Origin of the sequence: Paenibacillus sp. N3.4 (assembly GCF_008017805.1) — a bacterium.
Classification (GTDB): domain Bacteria; phylum Bacillota; class Bacilli; order Paenibacillales; family NBRC-103111; genus Paenibacillus_E.
This window is the reverse complement of the sequence record NZ_VRTT01000018.1, coordinates 79,798-101,443: the sequence shown is the minus strand read 5'-3', so window position 1 is coordinate 101,443 and position 21,646 is coordinate 79,798. Positions and strand designations below refer to the sequence as shown.

The window sequence follows — 21,646 nt, the reverse complement described above, 5'->3', positions numbered from 1 at the left end:
AGGTCTCCAGCTCAAGCTCGGCTGGAGCCTTTTTCAAAAAGCGAGGTAGCTTTTCACACTTCAGCTGTAGGAGGGAAATTATGACGGCAGCATCTCGCATCCGCGGATTTATTACGATAGGGCTTATTCCGGCTCTTGTTTTGTACCTGTTATTCGTTATCGTTCCGATCTTTTGGTCGGCATATTACGGTTTTTTTGATTGGAAAGGTATTGGAGCTGCTAAATTTATCGGTTTCGATAATTACGTAGAGGTTGTTAAAGATCCTATTTTCTGGAAGTCTTTCAAAAATAACATGCTGATTGTAGCCGCTTCTGTGTTCGGTCAGGTGCCGATTGCCATGATTTTGGCACTTATGTTGATGCGCAGCAACTTTTTCCAAAGAACGATAAGAGCTTCGGTGTTTATGCCTATGGTGCTTTCCTCTGTTGTTGTCGGTATTATTTGGGGTTACCTGTATCACCCGCAAATCGGGATTATTAACTTCTTCCTTGAAGGCGTTGGACTTGATAGCTGGAAGAAAGCTTGGCTCTCCGATCCGAAAGTGTCGATGTACGCACTGATGGTGCCGATCATCTGGAATTATATTGGTCCTTACATGATTATGTTCATTGCCGCTTTGCATAATATATCTCCGGAAATCAACGATGCGTCACAACTGGATGGTGTTGGTCCGGTACGTAAGCTTTTTACGGTAACTCTTCCTATGATTTGGGATACGGTGAAGGTAACCGTCATCTTGTGTATTTCAGGAAGTTTGAAGTCCTTCGATTTAATTTATGTGATGACGGGGGGCGGACCAGCTCACTCTACCGAACTGTTAGCTTCTTATATGTATAACAGCACATTCAACGTCTATCGCTTCGGCTTCGGCAGCGCGATCTCTACGGCCATCATTATTCTTAGTCTTATTCTAGTTGCTGGCAGTCAATATTTAATGAAGCGAGACTATCGCTAAGTGTTTTGTTCGTGATAACCAAGCGCGTTTTCTTGAGAAAACCATGAAGGAGGACCTCTATGAAGCAAGAAGTATCGATGCAGCCGGGATTAACAGCTACCCGCATGAAAATAAGAGGATGGCTGCACGGCATGAAGAATGTGCTGCTTTCCATCTATGCTTTGGTCACCCTGTATCCGCTCATTTGGCTATTTATAAGTGCCTTTAAATCGAATGAAGAGTTTTATTCGCGGCCTTTTTTACTTCCGACAGTTTGGAAATGGGACAATTTGGTCAGAGCATGGAAAGTTTCCGGCATGGGGCTTTCTCTTTGGAACTCGACCCTTGTCACCGTGGCTTCTCTCATTCTGACGTTGGTTATCGGAGCCCTGGCAGCATACATTTTATCGCGTTTTGAATTTAAGCTAAAACCATTTTTTATGGGATTGTTTCTGTTAGGCATGCTCATTCCGATTCACAGCACATTAGTGCCGCTTTTTATTTTGATGAAAAAAATAGGTCTGTTAAACACATACGGCGCACTCATTTTTCCCTATACGGCATTTGAGCTTCCTTTGGCGATTTTCGTCATAGCGGCTTATTTAGTTACGATTCCGAAAGAAATTGAGGAAGCGGCCTTGATCGACGGTACAGGGTACTGGGGGATTTTCTTCCGAATGATGATGCCGCTCAGTATGCCGGCGATTGCGACGGTCGGGATTTTAGGGTTTTTACGCTTTTGGAATGATTTCGCCTTTGCGCTTGTTTTTATTAGTAAGCCTGCGCTGAAGACAGTGCCGCTTAGCTTATCTGCTTTTGCCACAGGATATATGACGGATTATGAATTAACGATGGCTGCGCTTCTGATTGCTGTACTGCCGACAATTATCGTTTTCCTATTGTTCCAGGAACAAATTATGAAGGGCATGACTGCAGGCGCTGTCAAAGGATAGGGTTGGCTCTATTCATAATTTGGATCGCATTTTGCAATCCTATTCATAAAGTTAGAGTCAGATGGCTGATGCGCTGTCTGACTTCTTTTTTTACCATAGTCATTGCTGGATTTGTATATTTACTTCCGTATGGTTACGTGATATCCTAAGATTATAACGTTATAATGTTTAAAGGAACAAGATTTAAATAATTAATCGACAGAAACTAGGTGAAAGAAATGAAAGAACGAATCGTCTTACAACATGTTACGCTTGTCAATGGAGAGGTACTCGATATCGTCATTGAAGACGGTCAGATTGTGGAGCTGGCAGCAGCCGGGAGCGGTCACGGCGAGCAAGTGATGGACTGCTCGGGGATGTTTGTATCCAGCGGTTGGATTGATCTTCATGTTCATGCTTTTCCTGCGTTTGATCCCTATGGTGATGAAATTGATGAAATTGGCGTCAAGCAAGGTGTCACTACGATTGTAGATGCAGGCAGCTGTGGCGCGGACCGGATTTCGGAGCTCGTGGCAAGTAGGGTAGGAGCGCGAACGAACTTGCTGGCTTTTTTGAATATTTCGCGTATCGGGTTGCAAAGAGTCGATGAACTATCGAACATGGCATGGATAGATAAAGATCAGGTAAGGCAGGCCGTTCATGCACATAAGGATGTGATCGTCGGACTTAAGGCCAGGATAAGCAGCAGTGTCGTGAAGGAAAGTGGGCTGGAGCCGCTGCACAGAGCGCGGGAGCTTTCTGAAGAAACATCGTTGCCGTTAATGGTCCACATTGGATCGGGCCCGCCGAATATCGAGGAGATCGTGCCGCTTTTAGCCGAAAGGGATATCATTACACATTATTTGAATGGGAAAAAGAATAATTTGTTTGATGCAGAAGGCAAGCCACTGCAAGTGCTAGTCGATGCGATTGCAAGAGGCGTACATTTGGATGTTGGCCATGGGACAGCAAGCTTTTCATTCAAAGCTGCTGAGGCTGCCCAAAGTATGGCATCCGTTTAAATACCATCAGCACAGATATTTATCGCGGGAACCGCTTAAACGGTCCTGTTTATCATATGGCTCATGTACTTTCCAAATTTCTTTACTTAGGCTACTCGCTTGAAGAGGTCATCGCAGCGGTTACCACACAGGCTGCTAATTGGCTTCAAAAGCCCGAACTTGGCCGCATTCAAGTCGGGGATGCTGCACAACTAACGTTGTTTACCGTGATCCAAGAGCCAACGACCCTGATTGATTCCGAAGGGGAGCAACGATTGGCCGACCAACGAATAGAAACCAGAGGAGTGTTTGTGAATGGCGAGTTCCTTAAATGCTAAATATGGTCTTAAACGTGTGATCAATGCAAGCGGGAGGATGAGCATTCTTGGGGTGTCAGCTCCGACCGATACCGTCATGGAAGCCATGAAGCATGGCGGTCAAAATTATGTAGAGATCGCTGATCTAGTCGATAAAGCGGGTGACTATGTAGCGCGAATCCTCGGTTCCGAGGCTGCGGTTATTGTCAATTCGGCATCAAGCGGCATCGCGCTTTCGGTTGCTGCTGTTGTTACACAAGGGAATCGTCGCAAGAGTGAACGTCTGCATCAAGAGATCATAGCGAGGCGCGACATTATTATGCTGAAAGGTCACAATGTTCAATACGGGGCTCCGGTTGAAACCATGGTCTACCTTGGCGGAGGAAATCTTGTTGAAGTAGGATACGCGAACGAAGGTAAAGCGGAACATATACAAGACGCTATCACGGAGAATACAGCCGCTATTTTATATGTAAAATCCCATCATGCCGTCCAAAAGAATATGATCTCTGTTGAAGAAGCCTGGGAGGTTGCCCAACGTCATGGTGTTCCCCTGATCGTAGATGCAGCAGCCGAAGAGGATATACAAAAGTATGTAAAAGTGTCCGACCTTGCCATTTACAGCGGTTCCAAAGCAATCGAAGGGCCAACCTCCGGAATCATTGGCGGCAAACGCAGCTATATCGAGTGGGTTAAAGTGCAAATGTATGGGATTGGACGGAGTATGAAAGTGGGCAAAGAAACCACCTTCGGTTTGCTTCAGGCCCTCGATGAATATGGCGCTAAAGAAGATAAAAGCGAGCAGGAAAAGGAAAGTTTGCAAGTGTTAATGTCTTTAAATGAGTTAGCGGGCGTGAAGGTATCGATTGTTCAGGATGAAGCGGGTCGTGCCATATTCCGCGCTCGTATTCAAATCGATCCAGCATTAGCCCAAACCACAGCGAAAAGCGTTGTGACAGGTCTTCAAGAAGGTGAAATTGCTATCTATACACGTGATTATGGCGTAAAACAAGGTTATTTTGATATCGATCCACGTCCGCTTCAAGGCGACGACATCCATATGATTGCGGCTCAAATACGCGAATTAACAGGAGGAAACTAACATGTCTAACATTGCAAAGCATTTCTATAAAGGTCGTGCAGCATTAAACGTATTGGCAAACAGTATCGAGAATGCCAAAGAAATATTTGAAGCGGCTGAGGGGTATGTATTGGTCGGCGTGCTGTCGAAGAATTATCCGACGGTCGAAGCCGGCGTAGAAGCGATGAAGGCTTATGGCAAAGAAATCGATGATGCGGTTTCGATCGGATTGGGCGCAGGCGACAATCGTCAAGCGGCTGTCGTTGCAGCGATTGCTAAGCATTATCCGGGCAAGCATATTAACCAAGTATTCCCTGCTGTGGGAGCTACGCGCGCTAATCTGGGCGGTCAAGATAGCTGGATCAACAGCTTGGTATCACCGAGCGGACGCGTTGGATATGTGAATATTTCAACAGGACCGGTGAGCGCGGCACAAGACGAACATGCGATTGTACCTATTAAAACGGCGATTGCGCTTGTCCGCGATATGGGCGGGAATGCATTGAAATTTTTTCCGATGAACGGCTTGAGCTGCGAAGACGAACTTCGTGCAGTCGCTAAAGCATGCGGAGAAGAAGGATTTGCTTTAGAGCCTACAGGCAGCATTGATAAAGAGAATTTTGAAGCGATTTTGCGTATTGGTCTGGAAGCCAATGTGCCGCAGGTTATCCCTCACGTCTATTCCTCCATCATTGACAAAGCTACAGGGAACACGAATCCCGAAGATGTAAGTGAATTGTTGGCAACGATGAAAAAATTGGTTGATTACTATGGCTAAAAAAATTGCAGCTTTCGGAGAAGTTATGATGCGCCTGCAGGTACAGGGGTATGAGCTGTTGTCGCAAGCGAGCACATTGAACTATTCCTTCTCGGGTACAGGCGTGAATGTCAGTTCGGCGCTTGCGCGTCTAGGGCATACGGGATATCTGGTATCCCGATTGCCGAAAAATGCTATCGGGGATGCGGCAGAAGCGTCTCTTCGCAAATTAGGCATTTCACCATCATTCCTTGTTCGAGGCGGCAATTATGTAGGTATGTATTTCCTGGAGAATGGATTCGGCGCGCGGCCAAGCCGCGTTACGTATTCCAATCGTCAGGAAAGCAGCTTTAATACGGCTCCGGATGATACGTATGATGTTGAGGAGATAGCCAAGCAGATCGACGTCATACATTTCTGCGGCATCACGCTGGCGATGAATGATAACGTACGCGCACACATGAAAGTGTTGGCGAGAGCGGTCAAAGAGCAGGGCGGCACCGTTGTCTTCGACTGCAACTACCGCCCGGCCCATTGGGGAGAAGGCGGCTATGTCAAAGCGAAGCCGCATTATGAAGAAATGCTCGGTTTGGCAGACATGGTCATGATGAATGAGAAAGACGCGATGCTGATCCTCGGGATGGAGACGGACAAGGAAGAGCGGCAAGATCAGCTCATGGAACTGATTCCTGTCGTTGCCCAGAAATATCAAATTTCTGTTATTGCAGGTACGCATCGCTCCATCAACGGTGACAATACGCATTCTTTGCAAGGCTTTATTTATAAAAATCAAACATTCGTCTTTTCGAAATTACTCACATTTTCTATCTATGATAGAATTGGTGCAGGAGATGCCTACACGAGCGGGATTATGCATGGGGAGCTTGCAGGCTTTCCAATGGATAAGACTGTGAATTTTGCCGCAGCGGCTGGCATGCTGGCTCATACGATTGTGGGTGATACGCCCATGTCGTCAGAAAGTGATATCCTGCGTGCGATGACAGAAGCAGTAGGCGATGTAGAAAGGTAGTGTGGATGAAGCAGTGAGTTTATCTCGAAATCAGAGACCGTTATATTTACAAATAAAGAATATCCTAAAGGATCGTATTCTGCATGGTGTTTATCCCATGGGAACGAATATCCCGTCCGAACCACAATTGGAAACGGAATTCGATGTGAGTAAAATTACAGTTCGTAATGCCATCAAAGAGCTGGTCCAGGAAGGCTATCTGGAGAAAGGCAGCGGCAAAGGGACGACCGTCATTCGCAATACGTCTGCATCCAAGCTCTCCAAGTGGAAACGGTTTACAGAGGTATTAGTGGAGAAAGGCCATCGGATTCATAAGCAATTGCTGTTGGCAGAGGTCGTAGTTAATGAATCAGGGAGCCAACCGTATGAATTATTTGGGGAACGCTGCTACCGGATAGAACGTCTTTATTATTTGAATGACGTACCTTATATTCATTACACGAACTATTTGACGATGCGAACGACCGATATTCAGCGATCCGATTTGAATGCTCAATCCTTATACGATTTGTTGGAGGAGCAAGATATTACTTTAGAAAAAGTTCGGGATGAATTTACTGTTGCCCCTGCCCCTGCTCACGTAGAGCAAAAACTGCAAGTCAGTGAAGGAACACCGCTATTGCTGCGACTGCGCTATGCCTATGATGAGAAGGGAGAACTCATCGAATACAGCAGGGGGTACTACCATACACACATGCAAAATTATGTTGTGAATTATGATGTGTGATTCATATAAAAGTAGGCAAATTGAGAATGGGGGGTAATGAGCCCTAACTGTTCTCTTCACAAAAAATGAAAGCGTTTCCTTTTGATCGTGAATATGGTTCTTTGCCTCAAAGGAGGTAGATGTTCTATGTCGAATAGATGTAGTAGACAAAATTGTTACTAGGTGAGGTGATACTTGAAATGGAAAGCATTCGATGGGGAATCATTGGCTGCGGAGATGTGACGGAGGTCAAGAGCGGTCCGGCCTTGCAGAAGGCTGCTGGCTCGGAACTAGTGGCCGTTATGCGGCGCAACGGAGCTTTGGCGGAAGATTATGCAAACAGACATGGCGTGGCCAAATGGTATGATAACGCAGAGGCGTTGGTCAATGATCCTGATGTTAATGCCGTTTATGTAGCTACACCGCCGGGCTTTCATCGTGAGTATGCCCTGCTTGCTGCCAGTGTTGGCAAGCCGGTCTATGTCGAGAAACCGATGGCGAGAAACTATCGAGAATGCTTGGAGATGCTATCGGCCTGCGAACAGGCGAAGATGCCTTTATTCGTAGCTTATTACCGAAGAGGGCTGCCTCGATTTATTGAAATTAAGAGGCAGCTGGATCGTGGAGCCATTGGCGATATTCGATTCGTCCAGTCCGTGCAGCTTCAGTCCATGAGAGCGGATGAGGGTGAAGTTCTTCCGTGGCGGATACAGCCTGAGCTTTCTGGTGGGGGGTTGTTCGTTGACCTCGCGAGTCATACCTTGGACATTTTGGATTATTTGCTTGGCCCTATCGGTGAGGTCAAGGGCTTCGCGAGAAACCAATCGGGACAGCATCATGTAGAAGATATCGTTACTACTACTTATGCGTTCGAGTCTGGTGTCCTGGGCACGGGAGCTTGGTGCTTCAACGCATTCACTCGCAGCGATATGAACGAAATTATCGGCAGCAAGGGTAAAATATCTTTCTCCACCTTCGGTGAAGATCTTCGTATCGAGAGGGTTGATGGTCAAACAGAGGAGTTAATCATTCCTAACCCAGCTCACATCCAGCAACCGCTCATTCAATTAGTTGTCGACGAATTACGGGGGCTTGGAAGCAGCCCAAGTACAGGAACCAGTGCAGCCCGCACGAATCGGGTGATGGACGAACTGCTGAATGGCTTCTATTGGCAGAAATAGACCGATAGATGATGTATCCGCATGGTTACAAAATCTATAAAAACGCATACAAAACAATTGACGGAAACGCTAGAGCCAATTAAACTATGGTTAATTCGAAATGCAACCTTAGGCCTATCCTGCCCCTACACTTTGCTTCACAAAAGCGTTAACGTGGTGAGTGGGCGACTCGTCTAAGTGTTACAAGAGAGAAATTTGAGAGGGGTAATTACATTGATAAAAAAGAAAGCTTTGGTCACGCTCGTTTTATCCGCGGCACTTATGACAGTAGCTGGTTGCGGCCAGAAAGCTGATTCCGGTAAAACAGCAGGAGGTACAGCTTCACCTGCTCCGGTAGCTACCGCAAACGCGCAAAAGACATATAAAGTAGCCATTTCCCAAATCGTTGAGCATCCTTCTTTGGATGCAACACGTCAAGGCTTCCTTGCAGCACTTAAAGACGCAGGCATCGTAGAAGGGTCAAACCTCAAGGTTGATTTCAACAATGCCCAAGGCGATCAAACGAACAACTTATCCATTGCGCAAAAAATTGCTTCCTCCGATAGTGATTTGGTCCTCGGTATCGCTACACCATCGGCACAAGCTGTTGTGCAGCAAGTGAAGAAAGCGCCAATCCTGTTCGCAGCAGTAACGGATCCGCTTGCGGCTAAGATTGTCAGCAATTTGGATAAGCCAGGCGGTAATGTGTCGGGAGCTTCCGATACGAATCCTGCGGCTGTTGCACAATTGATGGATTTCGTGGCTGCTAATTTGCCAAAAGTGAAAACAGTCGGCCTAGTTATTAATGAAGGTGAACCTAATGCCGTCATTATGGCGAAAAATGCGGAAGAGTCTTTAACGAAGCATGGTATTAAATTGGTTAAAGCACCGGTAACGAATACATCTGAAGTCAAGCAAGCTGCGCAATCCCTTGTTGGACGTGCGGATGCTTTCTTGATTACACTTGATAATACAGTAGTAAGCGGCGTAGACTCCATTATTCAACTGGCTAATGAAAAACACATCCCGTTCTTCTCGAGTGACCGTGACACCGTGGAAAAAGGAGCCTTCGCAACAGTTGGCTTTAAATACTACGATCACGGCTACCAAGTCGGACAAATGGCTGTTGAAATTCTTAAAAATGGTAAAAAACCTGCTGACTTGAAAGTAACCGTTCCAGAGAAACTGGATCTGATCTTGAACTTGAAAGCTGCTAAAGCGCAAGGGATTGAAGTGACAGATGCAATGAAAAATGCGGTAAAAGATAAAGAGAAAAATATTATTCAATAAAGGCAATTCGATTAAAAGGGGTGGACGTCGCTTTCGTTCACCTCTTTTTTTAAAGTAAAGGAGGGCTAACTTATGATGGATTCAATGTATGGCGCTGTCGAGCTGGGTCTTCTTTATGCGTTGATGGCGCTTGGTGTTTATATCACGTTTCGTATTCTTGATTTCCCTGACTTGACGGTGGATGGAAGCTTTACGACCGGCGGAGCTATTGCTGCGATACTTATTTCACACGGATACTCCCCCATACTAGCTTGTTTGGCCGCTTTTGCCGGAGGTCTGGCTGCCGGCGCTTGTACGGGATTGCTGCATACCAAAGGGAAAATCAATGGGCTCTTATCAGGGATATTGATGATGATTGCGCTGTATTCAATCAATATGCGCATCATGGGTAAACCGAATATTTCACTGCTTGGAGCAGACACGTTGTTTTCCACTGTGAAGCCAATTACCATTGTGCTCATTATTGTCGTCGTATTGAAATTGCTGCTCGATGCCTTCCTGCACACAGATTTGGGACTGGCTTTGCGAGCAACCGGAGATAACGCCCGAATGATCCGCAGCTTTGGTGCCAACACAGATCGAACAACGATTTTAGGTGTCAGTTTATCGAATGGTCTAGTGGCCCTATCGGGAGCGCTCATTGCTCAGCAGTCTGGCTTTGCTGACATTTCCATGGGGATTGGGATGATTGTTATTGGACTCGCTTCCGTTATTATCGGAGAAGCGATATTCGGAGCTCGCACTGTGTTTCAGGCAACACTTGCCGCTGTACTCGGCTCCATCGTCTACCGTATTGTGGTCGCGTTGGCGCTTCGTGTCGAGTGGTTGAATGCCTCTGACTTGAAGCTGATCACCGCTATTATTGTTATTATCGCACTTGTGGTTCCTTCCGTGCAGCGCTCATTCAAGCAAAAGGCAACGGCCAAACGTCGCTCAGCAGAGCTGATTGCTCGAGCTTTGCAAACGAACAAGGGAGGTGGCCGCTGATGCTTCAACTCTCCAATGTTTCCAAATTATTCAACCCTGGCTCGGCGGATGAGAAAATCGCCTTGATTGGCATTAACTTGAACCTGATGCCGGGCGACTTCGTTACGGTAATCGGAAGTAATGGCGCGGGTAAATCAACGCTCATGAATATTATCTCCGGCGTCATGACACCGGATGCCGGCGAAGTGCGTATTGGCGGCGAGATCATCCATGACTTGCCTGAGTACGAGCGCAGCCGGTGGATCGGCCGCGTATTCCAAGACCCTATGGCGGGGACGGCGCCTCGAATGACCATCGAGGAGAATCTTGCCATGGCCTATGCCCGCGGCAAGAAACGCGGACTGAACTTTGGTGTTACCATGCGCAAGCGCAAGGTGTTCCTAGAGCAGCTGCACCGCCTAGGCATTGGCTTGGAAGACCGTCTGCGCGCGAAGGTAGGCATGCTCTCCGGCGGAGAGCGTCAAGCGCTTAGTCTATTGATGGCGACGTTCACGAAGCCGCAGATCCTGCTGCTTGATGAGCACACCGCCGCGCTCGATCCTTCGCGCGCAGAGTTGATTACAAGACTCACGGAGGATATCGTCCGCGAGATGAAGCTAACCACGCTGATGGTTACGCACAATATGGAACAGGCGATTCGCCTAGGCAACCGGCTTATCATGATGGATAAAGGCCGCATCATCCTTGATGTCAATGAGGAACGAAAAAAACATCTGACCGTCGAGCAATTGCTCGGTGAGTTCGAGCAAATCAGCGGGAATAAGCTGGCGGATGACCGTGTGGTGCTGGGGTAATTCGTAGATATCATTTATCAGACAATTCCATAACATGTGCAAAAGAACCTTCAAAACCACTATAAAAGTGGAGCTGAAGGTTCTTTTTTATCCAAATATTACGTGAAAGTTGAGGCTAAACTTCTTTATTGTTCAGCTGTTTTGGCTGTAACAACGGGTGTGGAAGGAGCTGCTTCCACTTTGCGTTTTCGCACAAACAACGTCAGTGGCAAGGCCACAAGTACGATGAATGTAGCCAGTAAGTACACATCGTTGACACTCATCGTGAACGATAGCATCCCGATTTGTGCTTTGTCTTTCAACCCACCGCTAGCCAAGTCCGTTACATGTGTGGCTGTTTTTGAGGAAAGCACGGAAGTAAAGAGGGCAATCGCAAAGGAACCAAAGACATTACGTACCCAGTTGCTGATGGACGTGGCATGACCTGACATCGTTCTTGGAATTTGTTCCATACCTGCATTGCTTGAAGGCATAGTAGCAAGAGCGATCCCAAGGTTCCGAATGATCATCCAGAACACAATATACCCACGGGAAACATCTACGCTTAACCAACTGAGCGTTAAGGTACCGAGCGCAATTAAGGCAATACCGCTAAACATCAAAACACGTGGACCCACAATCCCATACAGCTTGCCGACAATCGGCATGCTTAGCGCCATGACAAGCGAAGCTGGGAGCAGGATTAGACCGGTATCCAGCGGGGTAACATGCTGAATATTTTGCAGGAAAATAGGGGTCAAAAAAGTCCCTGAGTACAAACTAATGGTAACGATACTCGAAATAATGAGGGTGAGTGTATACCGTGAGTTTTTCAAGACACGAATGTTCAACAGCGGCGTCTCTACACTTAGCTCTCTCCAGATGAAGAGGAGCAAGATCACGATACCTAATGCGAACAGGCCGATAACTTTACCAGATGTCCAGCCCCAAGCATGACCTTGAGAGAAAGCAACAAGTAAGGAAAGACTGCTCGTTACGACGGTTACCAGCCCGATAAGATCGAACTTCTTGGGAACCGATAAGCGGTAGAACGGAATAAGCTTCATAACAAGAATGATAGCGACTATACCGACCGGCACGTTCATCAGGAACAACCAGTGCCAGCTCCAATTTTGCAATAACCAACCGCTTAACGTAGGTCCAATTGCAGGAGCCATCATGGCAGACAAGGACCAGAGCGAGATCGCAATCGGCTGCTTATCGCGCGGAATAACCTGGTAGACAATAGTCATTGTTGCCGGCATAATAAGTCCGCTGAAAGCACCTTGTATAATACGGAATGCGATGAGAGAAGGTGCGTCCCAAGCAATTGCGCATAAGAAGGAAAAAACAGTAAAGCCGACTAGCGCAAGCGCATAAAGACGCTTATAACTGAATCGTTCTCCAAGATATCCAGTAATTGGAGCAATCGTACCGCTGGCGAGCATGAAGCCGGTGATTGTCCATTGAATCTTACTTAAATCGGTGTGAAAATGGTCACTCAAAATCGGTATGGCAATATTTATGGTGCTCATACTCAAAATGGATACAAACGATCCAAAAAAGATAGCAATCATGATAGGCCAAAAGCGTACTTGCTGTAAATCATCCTTACTCAAGGTAATGCCTCCACTTCATCCATTGATCTTATTCGCTGGATTCTCTATAATTTGAATGTAAATTATCATACTACCAATGCAGTTAATATGTCAATTGTGACATAACAAAGGAGTACCATGAATACCCTTTCATATGGATTATTAAGTTTGTTGACAAGAGGTTCACGAACCGGTTATGAGTTGATGCTGCACATCCAGCCCTTCTGGCCAGCGAAGCACAGCCAAATTTATCCTCTCCTCGCCCGATTGGAGCAGAACGGATACGTTCAATTCGTTCATGTCCCACAATCGGACAAGCCGGATAAAAAAGTATATTCATTAACAAGCCTCGGAGAAGATGCCCTGCGGGAATGGATGGTTATGCCGACCGATGAGCCTGTACTCAGAGATGAGTTTGCTCTCAAGGTGTATTGCATTGGACTTGTAGACAAAGGTCAAGCGCTTAAAGTGCTGCTTGACCGTGAGAATTACTATAAAAAGAAGATGGAGAAATTCGCACTCTCGTTTGAACAGTTGAAGAATGACAGTTCGAAGCCGCTGGAGGAATTGAGTCTTGAAGATCCTTTATTTGGAATTTATTTATTAATAGGGAAAGCGCGGGGGAAAGTGAAGGCAGATTTGGAATGGTGTCAGTGGATGAAATCGAAGCTAAGATAAGCTAGAAGCTTATCCTTCGCTGCCGAGGTCCTGTATGAGCGTGACAATTTTTTGCAAACGAATATACTCCGATTTTTCCAGCTGCGGCCGAAAATACGCATATAAATAGGCCGCGTCGCAGAACGCCAGTCCAGGGTAACAGACTACCTCCTGCACAGCCCCGGGATTATCCATAATCACTTGCCATTCTCCTGCACGATCCGAGAGGGGAATTGTCTGCAATACATATTTTTTTGAAGCTAAGGTGGCATGGAGCTCTTGCCAAACACGTGCATAGGACGGGCTGAAAATGACAGGCTCTTGAAACAGTCGGCCAGATTTCTCCAGCGCATGCTCAAGGCTTTCGATGTCCATGTCCATTGCTGCTTTAATCGCCTCTGTAAGGCCATCTAAAAGTCGGCGAAACCCGGCATATCCCTCGGTATGAACCTCTTGTTGAAAGGCCGATTCGGCATCTGGGGTTGAAAGCTTTGTAAAGTCATCGTAAGTAGGGTTCAGCATCGTTTGGAAATCCACCTCACTGAAGGAGTATGTATGCGGGGGGGGGTTCGGATCTAAGCTGCGTATACTGAAAATGAGTTGCCCCCAGTATCTTCCTAAAAAATGTAACATAAATCGATTCCCAAAAAAAGTACGAGCTGGAGAAACGTTATCTGTCTTCCGTTTACATTAGGTTTATATAAATCGCTTATGCTTATTTCATTGAAGAAACGGCATATCTGCTGCTCTAAACAGACGCGGTACGATGTCAAACTAAATCCGATATTCGAGAAATGAGGCGTATGCAGATGGCTCCCCTATTAATTGTCGACGATGATCCTTATATTCGTGAACTGGTCAGTGTCTTCATGCGCAGCGAGGGCTTCGATGTGGTTGAGGCTTCCGACGGTGTAGAAGCTCTCCGCTTATTAGAAACCACCCAAGTGGATATGGTCATCATGGATATTATGATGCCGAATATGGATGGGTGGGAGCTATGCAAAGAGCTGCGGGAGCATTATGATTTTCCGCTGCTTATGCTTACGGCCAAGGGAGAGACCTCCCAGAAGGTCAAAGGCTTCGAACTGGGAACGGATGACTACCTCGTCAAGCCATTCGAGCCTATGGAGCTGGCTATGCGTGTAAGGGCACTGCTCAAACGCTATAAGATAGCTTCATCCCAGACGGTACAGGTTGGAGACCTAACGATGAACCGTAAAACCTATGAAGTAACCGTAGGCTCAGAAAATGTGACCTTGCCGCTCAAAGAATTTGAGCTGCTTTATAAGCTGGCCAGTTACACCGGAAAAACCTTTTCGCGTGACCAGCTAATCGAGCAGATTTGGGGCTTCGATTATGAGGGGAATGAACGCACGGTAGATGTTCACATCAATCGTTTAAGAGAGCGATTTCCGGAGGAACGGCATGCCTTCCGAATTTCTACGATTCGCGGATTAGGCTACCGGATGGAGGTGCTGCGAACGTGAGGGAGAGGAAGAAAAGAACTCAGAACCGAAGAACTCACAACCAAAGAACTCCGAACAGAAGAAATCAGAACAAAAGTAAGATGCCCCCCATGCAGCGATTTCGTGGATTTTTATTTGGGGCAGGTATCTTTTTACTCGTTGTTTTTTATTGGTTAGTTTCTTTTTATGCAACGAACTGGCTGTATAACTACATGGATAAACGTCCTTATGAGGTTATCGGACAACTCATTAATTCCATCGGCGGTTTATTTCTTTGGGGATTGACCATGACGATTCTAGGTAAATTCATCCAGGGTAGGCAAATGGAAATTTTTCAGACGATGATTGACGCGATTCGCAGTATGTCTAGGGGGAATTTTAATGTCTCCGTCGATAATAATCCTCACAACGGACCTTTTGGAGAGCTTGTTGATTCCATCAACCATATGGCAGTCGAGTTGGGGCAGCTTGAGAAAATGAGGCAGGAGTTTATCTCCAACGTATCCCATGAGATTCAATCGCCGCTCACCTCGATTAGCGGATTCTCTCGTGCTCTTCAGAATGAGCAGATTTCAATAGAAGAGCGCAAACATTATTTGAACATTATCGAAGCGGAAAGCAAACGATTATCCAAGTTGAGTGACAACCTGTTGAAGCTTACATCATTAGAATCGCAGCATCATCCCTTCGAGCCCAAAAACTACCGGTTGGATAAGCAGCTGCGCAATCATATTCTGGCATGCGAACCTCAGTGGTTGGATAAAGAGCTCGAGATGGATATTAATCTGAATGAGGTTACGCTGAACGCAGACGAGGATCTACTCAGTCAAGTTTGGACGAACCTCATCCATAATGCGATTAAATTCACGCCAATTGCTGGGCATATAGGCGTTTCGGTTACGAGCAATGAGAAGAACGTTATCGTTCAGATTTCGAACAACGGAGTGGGTATTTCGGAAGAGGATCAGGTGCATATCTTCGAACGCTTTTATAAAGCAGATAAATCCAGAAACCGTACTTCAGGCGGAAACGGACTTGGACTTTCTATTGTAAAGAAAATCATTGATCTGCACCATGGGGATATTACTGTGGATAGCAAGGTTGGGGAAAAGACCATTTTTACCGTTCTATTCCCAATAGAGAAATAAAAAGTACTTACGGATTGTCATCGTAGAACACAAATAGGACCCCCGCTTATCCATGATAACCGGAGGTCCTTACTGTTCACCTATCGTATTCAATTGTTACCAAACACACTCCGATCGATTAATTAGCGTTGTTTCCAAATTAAGTTTAAACACACGACTTTTCAATTGACAACCAATCCATTACGAATCCTTTCCTCGAATAAACGCGTTAACCACATTTACCATGGTTGGATTCCCACATGCCCGATGAACGAAGCTCGTTCCCGCACCTTATCTTCAACGTTGGAAGGAAAAGTGGGCATGTTTCGCTAACATTGTCCATTGGACTATCCCCTTTCGTGTGACCGAGAATATCCTGCGCTCCTATTCGGGTGCCTCACCTTCTGTGTGGCTTGTCCTTCAAGTGAGCGTATACCTAATATAAACGATTATTAAAATATTGTAAATATTCAGATTATTGAAATAAGTGTGATTTTTTTCGCAATGTCACACTTTTCCATTGATTTACTCACGTATCCTTACTATTAGAAGATATTTCTGCAAGAGCCCCTCTGCAATAGTTCCTTATGCTGAATGATGGACTATTTGGCAGGAAATTTCTTGGCGTTGCAGCTGCAGCAGCCTACAGGAAGTTTGTGTTTTGGACAAGTAGGTCTAACGATTTCACGTTAATGCATGAATGTGTTACTTTATTCCCCCTCTATACTTCTAGGAAATGATACGGTTGAATTGCTTAAACCGAGTGCCTTGATTAGTAAGTGTACCTTCATCCCCCTCTACGATATAACCAAATTGATCATTACTAACCCTTAATTCAAGCCGGCTGCGATCTTCAAATTCAAAAGTAATATAATAACTTGAGCTTGAGCTGGATTCTCCCGAGCCACCCGAAACTTTCATTCTTTTGGTTACAACTTTACAGTTACGGGATTGGATGGGAGATGCGTTATTCGAAGACCAAGTGATAAGTCCTTTGATGATCATAAAAAGGATAAAACCAATAATAAAAAGAAAGATGATTGTAAAAATAGTGCCAAAAAGGAGACCCCCACTAAACGGATTCGTATTAAATCCAGTTGACATGCTACACACTCCATTCGCTGAGATAGTTATAAAAATCGTTTGACAAATTTGTACCCGGTCTCATGAAAGCCGATAGGTTCATTTGCAGGAGGGGAACTATTCTTTTCTGATCCGGCAATCCACCACATGCCTGAGCACTCATTTTCAGTGGTAAGCCGCTCTGCATATTTCTTTAAGTTATCTGCTGCTGCTTGCCGGTGATTCGGAACTATACTAGAAATAACTGAGATCTCGCTAAATTTCAAAATCGTATCGCTGCTGCGCCGAATCCGAAAACTTAGCGTTCCAAGAATCTGATTTTTCTCTTCATAAACATACAAAGATTCATCTGGATTATCACGCATAAAATGTAGTCTGTTCTCAATATGAAGCGGGGATATGGCCTTGCCGGTACAAGCAGAAACGAACGAGCTAATACCTTGTGTATCTTGGGATGTTGCTTTGCGAATCACATATTTCATAAGGTTCCTACTTTCTATACGCTAGTTCTTTTGCTAATTATACCATAAATTGGAACATTAGTTCTATATTTACGTTAATAGCAAGAAGGAGCTTGTGGTTGGTCCTACCAATGGCTGGATGCGAAACGCGTCTGAGGGGATTTTGTTCGATAAGTTTTGGGCATAGAAGGATGAAGGCTAAAAAACCCGCCGATGTATGGCGGGTTGAACAATTATGCTTGCGCATAGATCGTATTTAGTGTGCTGCGGTCACTCGCTTGCACGAGTTTAATGAGCAGTTCCTTGGCAGCAGCATAGTCATCTACGTGCAGAATGGAAGATGAGGTATGAATATAGCGAGCGCAGACGCCAATCACGGCAGAAGGAATGCCGCTGCCTTGTAGATGCACTTGTCCGGCATCCGTTCGCCGGCGGAGATAAAGTATTGATACGGGATTCTATGTGTCTCGGCCGTATCTAGGATGAACTCAACCAACCCACGGTGGGTAATCATCGTGGGGTCGAAGATGCGCAGCAGCGCGCCGCGCCCGAGCTGCCCGAAGGCTTGACGGTCGCCGGTCGTATCACCGGCGGCGCTGGCATCCAGCGCGTAGAACAAGTCCGGCTGGATGAGATGAGCCGCCGTTCGGGCGCCGCGCGCGCCAACCTCTTCCTGTACGGTGGCACCGGCGTACAGAACATTCGGGAGCTTCGTTCCGTGAAGCTCCTTCATGAGTTCAATCGCCAGGCCGACGCCGTAGCGATTGTCCCAAGCTTTGGCCATAATCCGTTTCGGATTGGCCAGTGGAGTGAACGGGCAGATCGGCACGATCTGCTGCCCGAGGCGAACGCCGATGCGCTGCGCATCGGCCCGATCTTCAGCGCCGATGTCTACGTACATCGACTTGATGTCGGCGGGCTTGCTGCGTGCCGCTTCGTCCAGCAAGTGCACGGGAACAGAGCCGATCACACCGATGATCGGCCCCTGATCGGTCATGATCTGCACGCGCTGCGCAGGCAGCACTTGGCTGAACCAGCCGCCGAGCGGCTGGAACTTGATGGTTCCATGATCGGTAATGCCGTTGACGATGAAGCCCACTTCATCGAAATGGCCAGCTACCATGATTTTGGGGCCTGCTTCATCCCCGCGGAGGATACCGAATAAGCTGCCGAGCCCATCCTGCACGAACTCGTCTGTGTATTTTTCTAATTCGCCCCGTACAAACCGGCGAATATCTCGCTCAAAACCTGGGGCTGCCTGCAGCTCCGTCAATGTCCGAAAAAGTTCTAAAGTTTCTGAATTCACTAGTTGTTCCTCGCTTTGTTTGAAAATAGATGGCATACGTGTCAACACATATGCGCTTTATTTTACCATAGTAGCGGGGGGAAGATGAATATAGGCCCCAAGTAAATCCAAACCTCGATAAGCATATACAATTATTTGATAGGCATTGCCTTATCTTCTCTCATGTCGTCTTTGGAGCCTGCATGTAATGTTTTTGGCGCCATGAAGCTGCGAACAAGTCGGCTAAGCGATTTTCTGAGCAAGCGCGATTCTATACAAACGACAACCTCTGCCACGAGGCAGGCACCCGCGATATCGAGCAGAACATGCTGTTTAATAAATAACGTGGATGCGATGATTGCCATCGCCATGAAGGTAACGGCATATTTGTAAGCCCTAGGTATATTTCCGGTGCTCCAATAAGCTCTCATCACCAAATAGGAGGTTAGCACATGAATGCTGGGGAAGCAATTATAAGGTTGGTCCGAGCGATAAACCCACTGAACCATTTGCAGCAGCGCATCATTTCCGGCTAATTCTGGACGCTGCACGTGAGTTTGAAAAATAGCGTAGATAACGTAACAAATCAACTGCCCCATGTTAATTTGCAGCAGTGTTTGGACAAATACTTCCCGATTTTTATAGGAAAAGTAAAGGAAAGCGATAAACAAAAAGCCATACCAAGACACATACGGCAGGATGAATATTTTAACAAAGGGAATTTGCTGGTCCAGATCTGTGACTAAGTTGTAAGCCTTACCTCGGGCATGATTCAGGTACACATAAATAAGACCCAATAATGGGATCGTGAACAGGGACATTAATGGAATTAAATGAGATTTGAATGATTCCGTTCGCATATGACTTTCCTCCTAACATGATGGATAACGGGATCGCTTCAGCTCGATTTGTCGATACCTCTATGATAAAAGAGAATGCAAACTTTCAACATACACTTTGGTTGTGTTCTCACCTAGACTAAGGTCTTAACCCAACCTAGACCTTTGTAAGCTTGCAAAACCTCATTGACAAAACTAATGTAATTAGTTATTATACTAATATAAATAGTTAACGGAGGGATTTTTAATGAAGATAACACGCATCGGTGCTTTGTATCAAATTGCTTTTATGCCTAGAATTTTTCCGGTAAATTGTTATTTAGTTGAGGAAGAACAGGACTTGACGCTGGTTGACGCGGCAATGCCATTTAGTGTAAAAGGTATTCTACAAGCAGCGCAGCGCATAGGGAAGCCCATAACTCGCATCGTACTTACCCATGCGCATGGCGATCATGTCGGGGCGTTGGACGGATTGAAAAAGGCGTTGCCGCAGGTGAAGGTCTACATTTCCAGACGAGATGCTAAGCTGCTGGCGGGCAACAAGGAGCTGGAGCCAGGCGAAGCGAATACGCCCATTAAGGGCGATGTGCCGAAGTCGATACAGACCAAACCGGATGTTTTGTTGGAGGATGGCGATCGAATCGGCTCCCTGCAGGCTGTTGCTGCACCGGGGCATACACCCGGCATGATGGCATTCCTTGATACCCGCAGCCGCGCGCTGATTGCAGGAGATGCTTTTCAGGTTCGCGGCGGCATGGCGGTCGCCGGTGTGACCAAGTTTTGGTTCCCTTTCCCGGCTATGGCTACTTGGAATAAGCAGGCGTCATTAGCGAGCGCGCGTAAGCTGAGAGAACTGAACCCAAGCGTGCTGGCTGTAGGCCACGGACAGATGATTGAGCAACCGCAGGCTCGTATAGATCGTGTTTTGGAAGAAGCTTCTAAAAAGTTTACTATAGAAGCAGCAAGTATGTAGAGAAGAGGAAATCACATGGCATATCGACAAGGTTTAGACCCTGAAACAGTCCTGCAAGCAGCTATAGAAATTGCCAACCTACAGGGCGTTGAACAAGTTACATTAGTAGCCTTGGCTACTAAATTAGGTGTGAAGACCCCGTCCTTATACAATCACATTAAAGGACTGCCGGATCTTAGAAAGCTGCTCTCCCTTCGCAGTCTGCTTCTTATCAAAGAAGCGATGGTCGAAGCGGTCATCGGGAAATCCGGCGATGATGCCTTGCTGGCAGTGGGTTTTGCTTACGTCACCTTCGTCAGACAACAGCCTGGGCTCTACGATGCTATGGCATCTCTGCCTGATTATGAGGATCCCGGGGTGAGTGAGGCCAGCACGCAGGTTGTCGCGTTCATCCTGCGTCTGTTGGAGCCTTATGGTCTAAATCAAGAAGCTGCGCTGCATGTGGTACGCGGCTTCCGTAGCATTTTGCATGGCTTTTCCTCGCTAGAAATGAAAAATGGTTTCCGTATGGGCTTGGAACGCGACGAGAGTTTACGGCTTTTGTTAACCACCTACTTACGCGGGCTGCGTACACCTGCAGAATAGTAATTGTGTAAGAGGCTGAAATTTAAGCATATATAGGAGAACATTTAAAATGAGTCAACGATTTCTGGCACCTCTTGCCGTGCATGTATTTTTGAGGAAAGAAAATGACATTCTTTTGCTTAGACGCTTTCATACAGGATATGAAGATGGCAATTACAGTGTGATAGCCGGACATCTGGATGGTAACGAAACGGTCATTGCTGCTGCGATCCGCGAGGCAAAAGAGGAAGCAAATATTCAAATTCGTCCGGAGAACGTTCGTGTTGTAGGGATGATGCATCGCAATGAGAATGATGAGCGGATTGATTTTTTCGTAGAGGTTAGGCATTGGGAGGGGGAGCTTGTTAATGTGGAAACAAATAAGTGCGATGAATTGGCCTGGTATCCGCTTGATAATCTCCCCTTCAATGTAATTCCTTATATACGCAAGGCACTTGATCTAATGGGTAGCGGTTGTTTCTTTGAAAGCTACGGTTGGCTTCAGAAGACAACGGGTAATTGAGCTTGTTGGTGGACTCATCAGGATTGACACGTCATGCGCCTATAGCTACAATGAAGATAAGTTAATAACATGTGACGGAGAACAGGAGACTCACTCGGATT

The 21,646-nt window shown here is 46.3% G+C and carries 21 protein-coding genes and 2 pseudogenes; 17 read left to right on the top strand and 6 right to left on the bottom strand.

The genetic code is table 11. From position 1 onward, the window contains the following. The first annotated feature begins 80 nt into the window (after positions 1-80). The 11 genes and pseudogenes from FU659_RS11785 to FU659_RS11735 all read left to right on the top strand — a co-directional run bounded on the left by FU659_RS11785 (position 81) and on the right by FU659_RS11735 (position 10,990). Complete coding sequence (locus tag FU659_RS11785) at positions 81-956, top strand: carbohydrate ABC transporter permease (protein WP_147947757.1); 876 nt, start codon at positions 81-83, stop codon at positions 954-956. Positions 957-1,060: 104 nt separating this feature from the next. Further along, the gene (locus FU659_RS11780; RefSeq protein ID WP_261807773.1) at positions 1,061-1,888 is read left to right on the top strand and encodes a carbohydrate ABC transporter permease; all 828 of its coding nucleotides are present in this window, start codon (positions 1,061-1,063) and stop codon (positions 1,886-1,888) included. A gap of 218 nt (positions 1,889-2,106) precedes the next feature. Next, a pseudogene (locus tag FU659_RS11775) lies at positions 2,107-3,206 on the top strand (amidohydrolase/deacetylase family metallohydrolase). After that, on the top strand, positions 3,184-4,287 hold the full coding sequence (locus FU659_RS11770; protein ID WP_147947755.1) for a DgaE family pyridoxal phosphate-dependent ammonia lyase: 1,104 nt from the start codon (positions 3,184-3,186) through the stop codon (positions 4,285-4,287). Before FU659_RS11775 ends, FU659_RS11770 begins: the two are co-directional and overlap by 23 nt. 1 nt (position 4,288) lies before the next feature. Further along, entirely contained in the window at positions 4,289-5,044 is a 756-nt protein-coding gene (dagF, locus tag FU659_RS11765) for a 2-dehydro-3-deoxy-phosphogluconate aldolase (RefSeq protein ID WP_147947754.1), read from the top strand. Then, positions 5,037-6,053, top strand: a complete 1,017-nt coding sequence (locus tag FU659_RS11760; protein ID WP_147947753.1) for a sugar kinase — start codon at positions 5,037-5,039, stop codon at positions 6,051-6,053. The genes dagF and FU659_RS11760 overlap by 8 nt, the downstream gene beginning before the upstream one ends. A 1-nt stretch (position 6,054) precedes the next feature. Further along, a complete protein-coding gene (locus FU659_RS11755; RefSeq protein WP_187274090.1) occupies positions 6,055-6,780 on the top strand; it encodes a GntR family transcriptional regulator in 726 nt (241 codons plus the stop codon). 179 nt (positions 6,781-6,959) lie between these two features. Further along, complete coding sequence (locus FU659_RS11750) at positions 6,960-7,940, top strand: Gfo/Idh/MocA family protein (protein WP_147947751.1); 981 nt, start codon at positions 6,960-6,962, stop codon at positions 7,938-7,940. 216 nt (positions 7,941-8,156) lie between these two features. After that, complete coding sequence (locus tag FU659_RS11745; protein WP_147947770.1) at positions 8,157-9,209, top strand: ABC transporter substrate-binding protein; 1,053 nt, start codon at positions 8,157-8,159, stop codon at positions 9,207-9,209. A 72-nt stretch (positions 9,210-9,281) separates the two neighbouring features. Further along, positions 9,282-10,196, top strand: a complete 915-nt coding sequence (locus FU659_RS11740) for an ABC transporter permease (RefSeq protein WP_147947750.1) — start codon at positions 9,282-9,284, stop codon at positions 10,194-10,196. Further along, a complete protein-coding gene (locus FU659_RS11735) occupies positions 10,196-10,990 on the top strand; it encodes an ABC transporter ATP-binding protein (protein ID WP_147947749.1) in 795 nt (264 codons plus the stop codon). The genes FU659_RS11740 and FU659_RS11735 overlap by 1 nt, the downstream gene beginning before the upstream one ends. Before the next feature lie 125 nt (positions 10,991-11,115). Here FU659_RS11735 and FU659_RS11730 read toward each other — a convergent pair whose 3' ends face one another. Then, complete coding sequence (locus FU659_RS11730) at positions 11,116-12,588, bottom strand: MDR family MFS transporter (RefSeq protein WP_261807770.1); 1,473 nt, start codon at positions 12,586-12,588, stop codon at positions 11,116-11,118. 117 nt (positions 12,589-12,705) lie between these two features. Between FU659_RS11730 and FU659_RS11725 the strand changes: the two genes are divergently transcribed. Beyond that, on the top strand, positions 12,706-13,245 hold the full coding sequence (locus FU659_RS11725) for a PadR family transcriptional regulator (protein WP_147947748.1): 540 nt from the start codon (positions 12,706-12,708) through the stop codon (positions 13,243-13,245). 9 nt (positions 13,246-13,254) lie between these two features. Here FU659_RS11725 and FU659_RS11720 read toward each other — a convergent pair whose 3' ends face one another. Then, the gene (locus tag FU659_RS11720) at positions 13,255-13,746 is read right to left on the bottom strand and encodes a hypothetical protein (protein WP_147947747.1); all 492 of its coding nucleotides are present in this window, start codon (positions 13,744-13,746) and stop codon (positions 13,255-13,257) included. A gap of 287 nt (positions 13,747-14,033) precedes the next feature. Here FU659_RS11720 and FU659_RS11715 point away from each other — a divergent pair, with 287 nt between their 5' ends. Further along, positions 14,034-14,711, top strand: a complete 678-nt coding sequence (locus tag FU659_RS11715) for a response regulator transcription factor (protein WP_147947746.1) — start codon at positions 14,034-14,036, stop codon at positions 14,709-14,711. Positions 14,712-14,800: 89 nt separating this feature from the next. After that, positions 14,801-15,838 (top strand): HAMP domain-containing sensor histidine kinase, encoded by a 1,038-nt coding sequence (locus tag FU659_RS11710; RefSeq protein WP_261807769.1) that lies wholly within the window; start codon positions 14,801-14,803, stop codon positions 15,836-15,838. Positions 15,839-16,546: 708 nt separating this feature from the next. Here the strand turns inward: FU659_RS11710 and FU659_RS11705 are convergent. From FU659_RS11705 to FU659_RS11690, 4 genes and pseudogenes are all read right to left on the bottom strand, one after another. Beyond that, entirely contained in the window at positions 16,547-16,921 is a 375-nt protein-coding gene (locus FU659_RS11705) for a DUF2500 domain-containing protein (RefSeq protein WP_147947744.1), read from the bottom strand. Positions 16,922-16,947: 26 nt separating this feature from the next. Next, positions 16,948-17,382 (bottom strand): hypothetical protein, encoded by a 435-nt coding sequence (locus FU659_RS11700; protein ID WP_147947743.1) that lies wholly within the window; start codon positions 17,380-17,382, stop codon positions 16,948-16,950. A gap of 212 nt (positions 17,383-17,594) precedes the next feature. Next, positions 17,595-18,667, bottom strand: a pseudogene (locus FU659_RS11695) (M42 family metallopeptidase). 131 nt (positions 18,668-18,798) lie between these two features. Continuing rightward, a complete protein-coding gene (locus FU659_RS11690) occupies positions 18,799-19,506 on the bottom strand; it encodes a phosphatase PAP2 family protein (RefSeq protein ID WP_147947742.1) in 708 nt (235 codons plus the stop codon). 226 nt (positions 19,507-19,732) lie between these two features. Here FU659_RS11690 and FU659_RS11685 point away from each other — a divergent pair, with 226 nt between their 5' ends. From FU659_RS11685 to FU659_RS11675, 3 genes are read left to right on the top strand one after another with little or no spacing between them, the layout of a single operon-like run. Then, a complete protein-coding gene (locus FU659_RS11685) occupies positions 19,733-20,458 on the top strand; it encodes an MBL fold metallo-hydrolase (RefSeq protein WP_147947741.1) in 726 nt (241 codons plus the stop codon). Between the two features lie 15 nt (positions 20,459-20,473). Further along, positions 20,474-21,043: a TetR/AcrR family transcriptional regulator gene (locus FU659_RS11680; RefSeq protein WP_147947740.1), complete on the top strand. Its 570-nt coding sequence runs from the start codon at positions 20,474-20,476 to the stop codon at positions 21,041-21,043. Between the two features lie 49 nt (positions 21,044-21,092). Next, positions 21,093-21,545 (top strand): NUDIX hydrolase, encoded by a 453-nt coding sequence (locus FU659_RS11675; protein WP_147947739.1) that lies wholly within the window; start codon positions 21,093-21,095, stop codon positions 21,543-21,545. Positions 21,546-21,646 lie beyond the last annotated feature (101 nt).

What these genes read in the sequence shown, in the direction of transcription:
- FU659_RS11785 (WP_147947757.1), top strand. Translation starts at nt 81, where the DNA reads ATGACGGCAGCATCTCGCATCCGCGGATTTATTACGATAGGGCTTATT.
- FU659_RS11780 (WP_261807773.1), top strand. Translation starts at nt 1,061, where the DNA reads ATGAAAATAAGAGGATGGCTGCACGGCATGAAGAATGTGCTGCTTTCC.
- FU659_RS11770 (WP_147947755.1), top strand. Translation starts at nt 3,184, where the DNA reads ATGGCGAGTTCCTTAAATGCTAAATATGGTCTTAAACGTGTGATCAAT.
- dagF (WP_147947754.1), top strand. Translation starts at nt 4,289, where the DNA reads ATGTCTAACATTGCAAAGCATTTCTATAAAGGTCGTGCAGCATTAAAC.
- FU659_RS11760 (WP_147947753.1), top strand. Translation starts at nt 5,037, where the DNA reads ATGGCTAAAAAAATTGCAGCTTTCGGAGAAGTTATGATGCGCCTGCAG.
- FU659_RS11750 (WP_147947751.1), top strand. Translation starts at nt 6,960, where the DNA reads ATGGAAAGCATTCGATGGGGAATCATTGGCTGCGGAGATGTGACGGAG.
- FU659_RS11740 (WP_147947750.1), top strand. Translation starts at nt 9,282, where the DNA reads ATGATGGATTCAATGTATGGCGCTGTCGAGCTGGGTCTTCTTTATGCG.
- FU659_RS11735 (WP_147947749.1), top strand. Translation starts at nt 10,196, where the DNA reads ATGCTTCAACTCTCCAATGTTTCCAAATTATTCAACCCTGGCTCGGCG.
- FU659_RS11725 (WP_147947748.1), top strand. Translation starts at nt 12,706, where the DNA reads ATGAATACCCTTTCATATGGATTATTAAGTTTGTTGACAAGAGGTTCA.
- FU659_RS11720 (WP_147947747.1), bottom strand. Translation starts at nt 13,746, where the DNA reads ATGCTGAACCCTACTTACGATGACTTTACAAAGCTTTCAACCCCAGAT.
- FU659_RS11715 (WP_147947746.1), top strand. Translation starts at nt 14,034, where the DNA reads ATGGCTCCCCTATTAATTGTCGACGATGATCCTTATATTCGTGAACTG.
- FU659_RS11710 (WP_261807769.1), top strand. Translation starts at nt 14,801, where the DNA reads ATGCAGCGATTTCGTGGATTTTTATTTGGGGCAGGTATCTTTTTACTC.
- FU659_RS11705 (WP_147947744.1), bottom strand. Translation starts at nt 16,921, where the DNA reads ATGTCAACTGGATTTAATACGAATCCGTTTAGTGGGGGTCTCCTTTTT.
- FU659_RS11700 (WP_147947743.1), bottom strand. Translation starts at nt 17,382, where the DNA reads ATGAAATATGTGATTCGCAAAGCAACATCCCAAGATACACAAGGTATT.
- FU659_RS11690 (WP_147947742.1), bottom strand. Translation starts at nt 19,506, where the DNA reads ATGCGAACGGAATCATTCAAATCTCATTTAATTCCATTAATGTCCCTG.
- FU659_RS11685 (WP_147947741.1), top strand. Translation starts at nt 19,733, where the DNA reads ATGAAGATAACACGCATCGGTGCTTTGTATCAAATTGCTTTTATGCCT.
- FU659_RS11680 (WP_147947740.1), top strand. Translation starts at nt 20,474, where the DNA reads ATGGCATATCGACAAGGTTTAGACCCTGAAACAGTCCTGCAAGCAGCT.
- FU659_RS11675 (WP_147947739.1), top strand. Translation starts at nt 21,093, where the DNA reads ATGAGTCAACGATTTCTGGCACCTCTTGCCGTGCATGTATTTTTGAGG.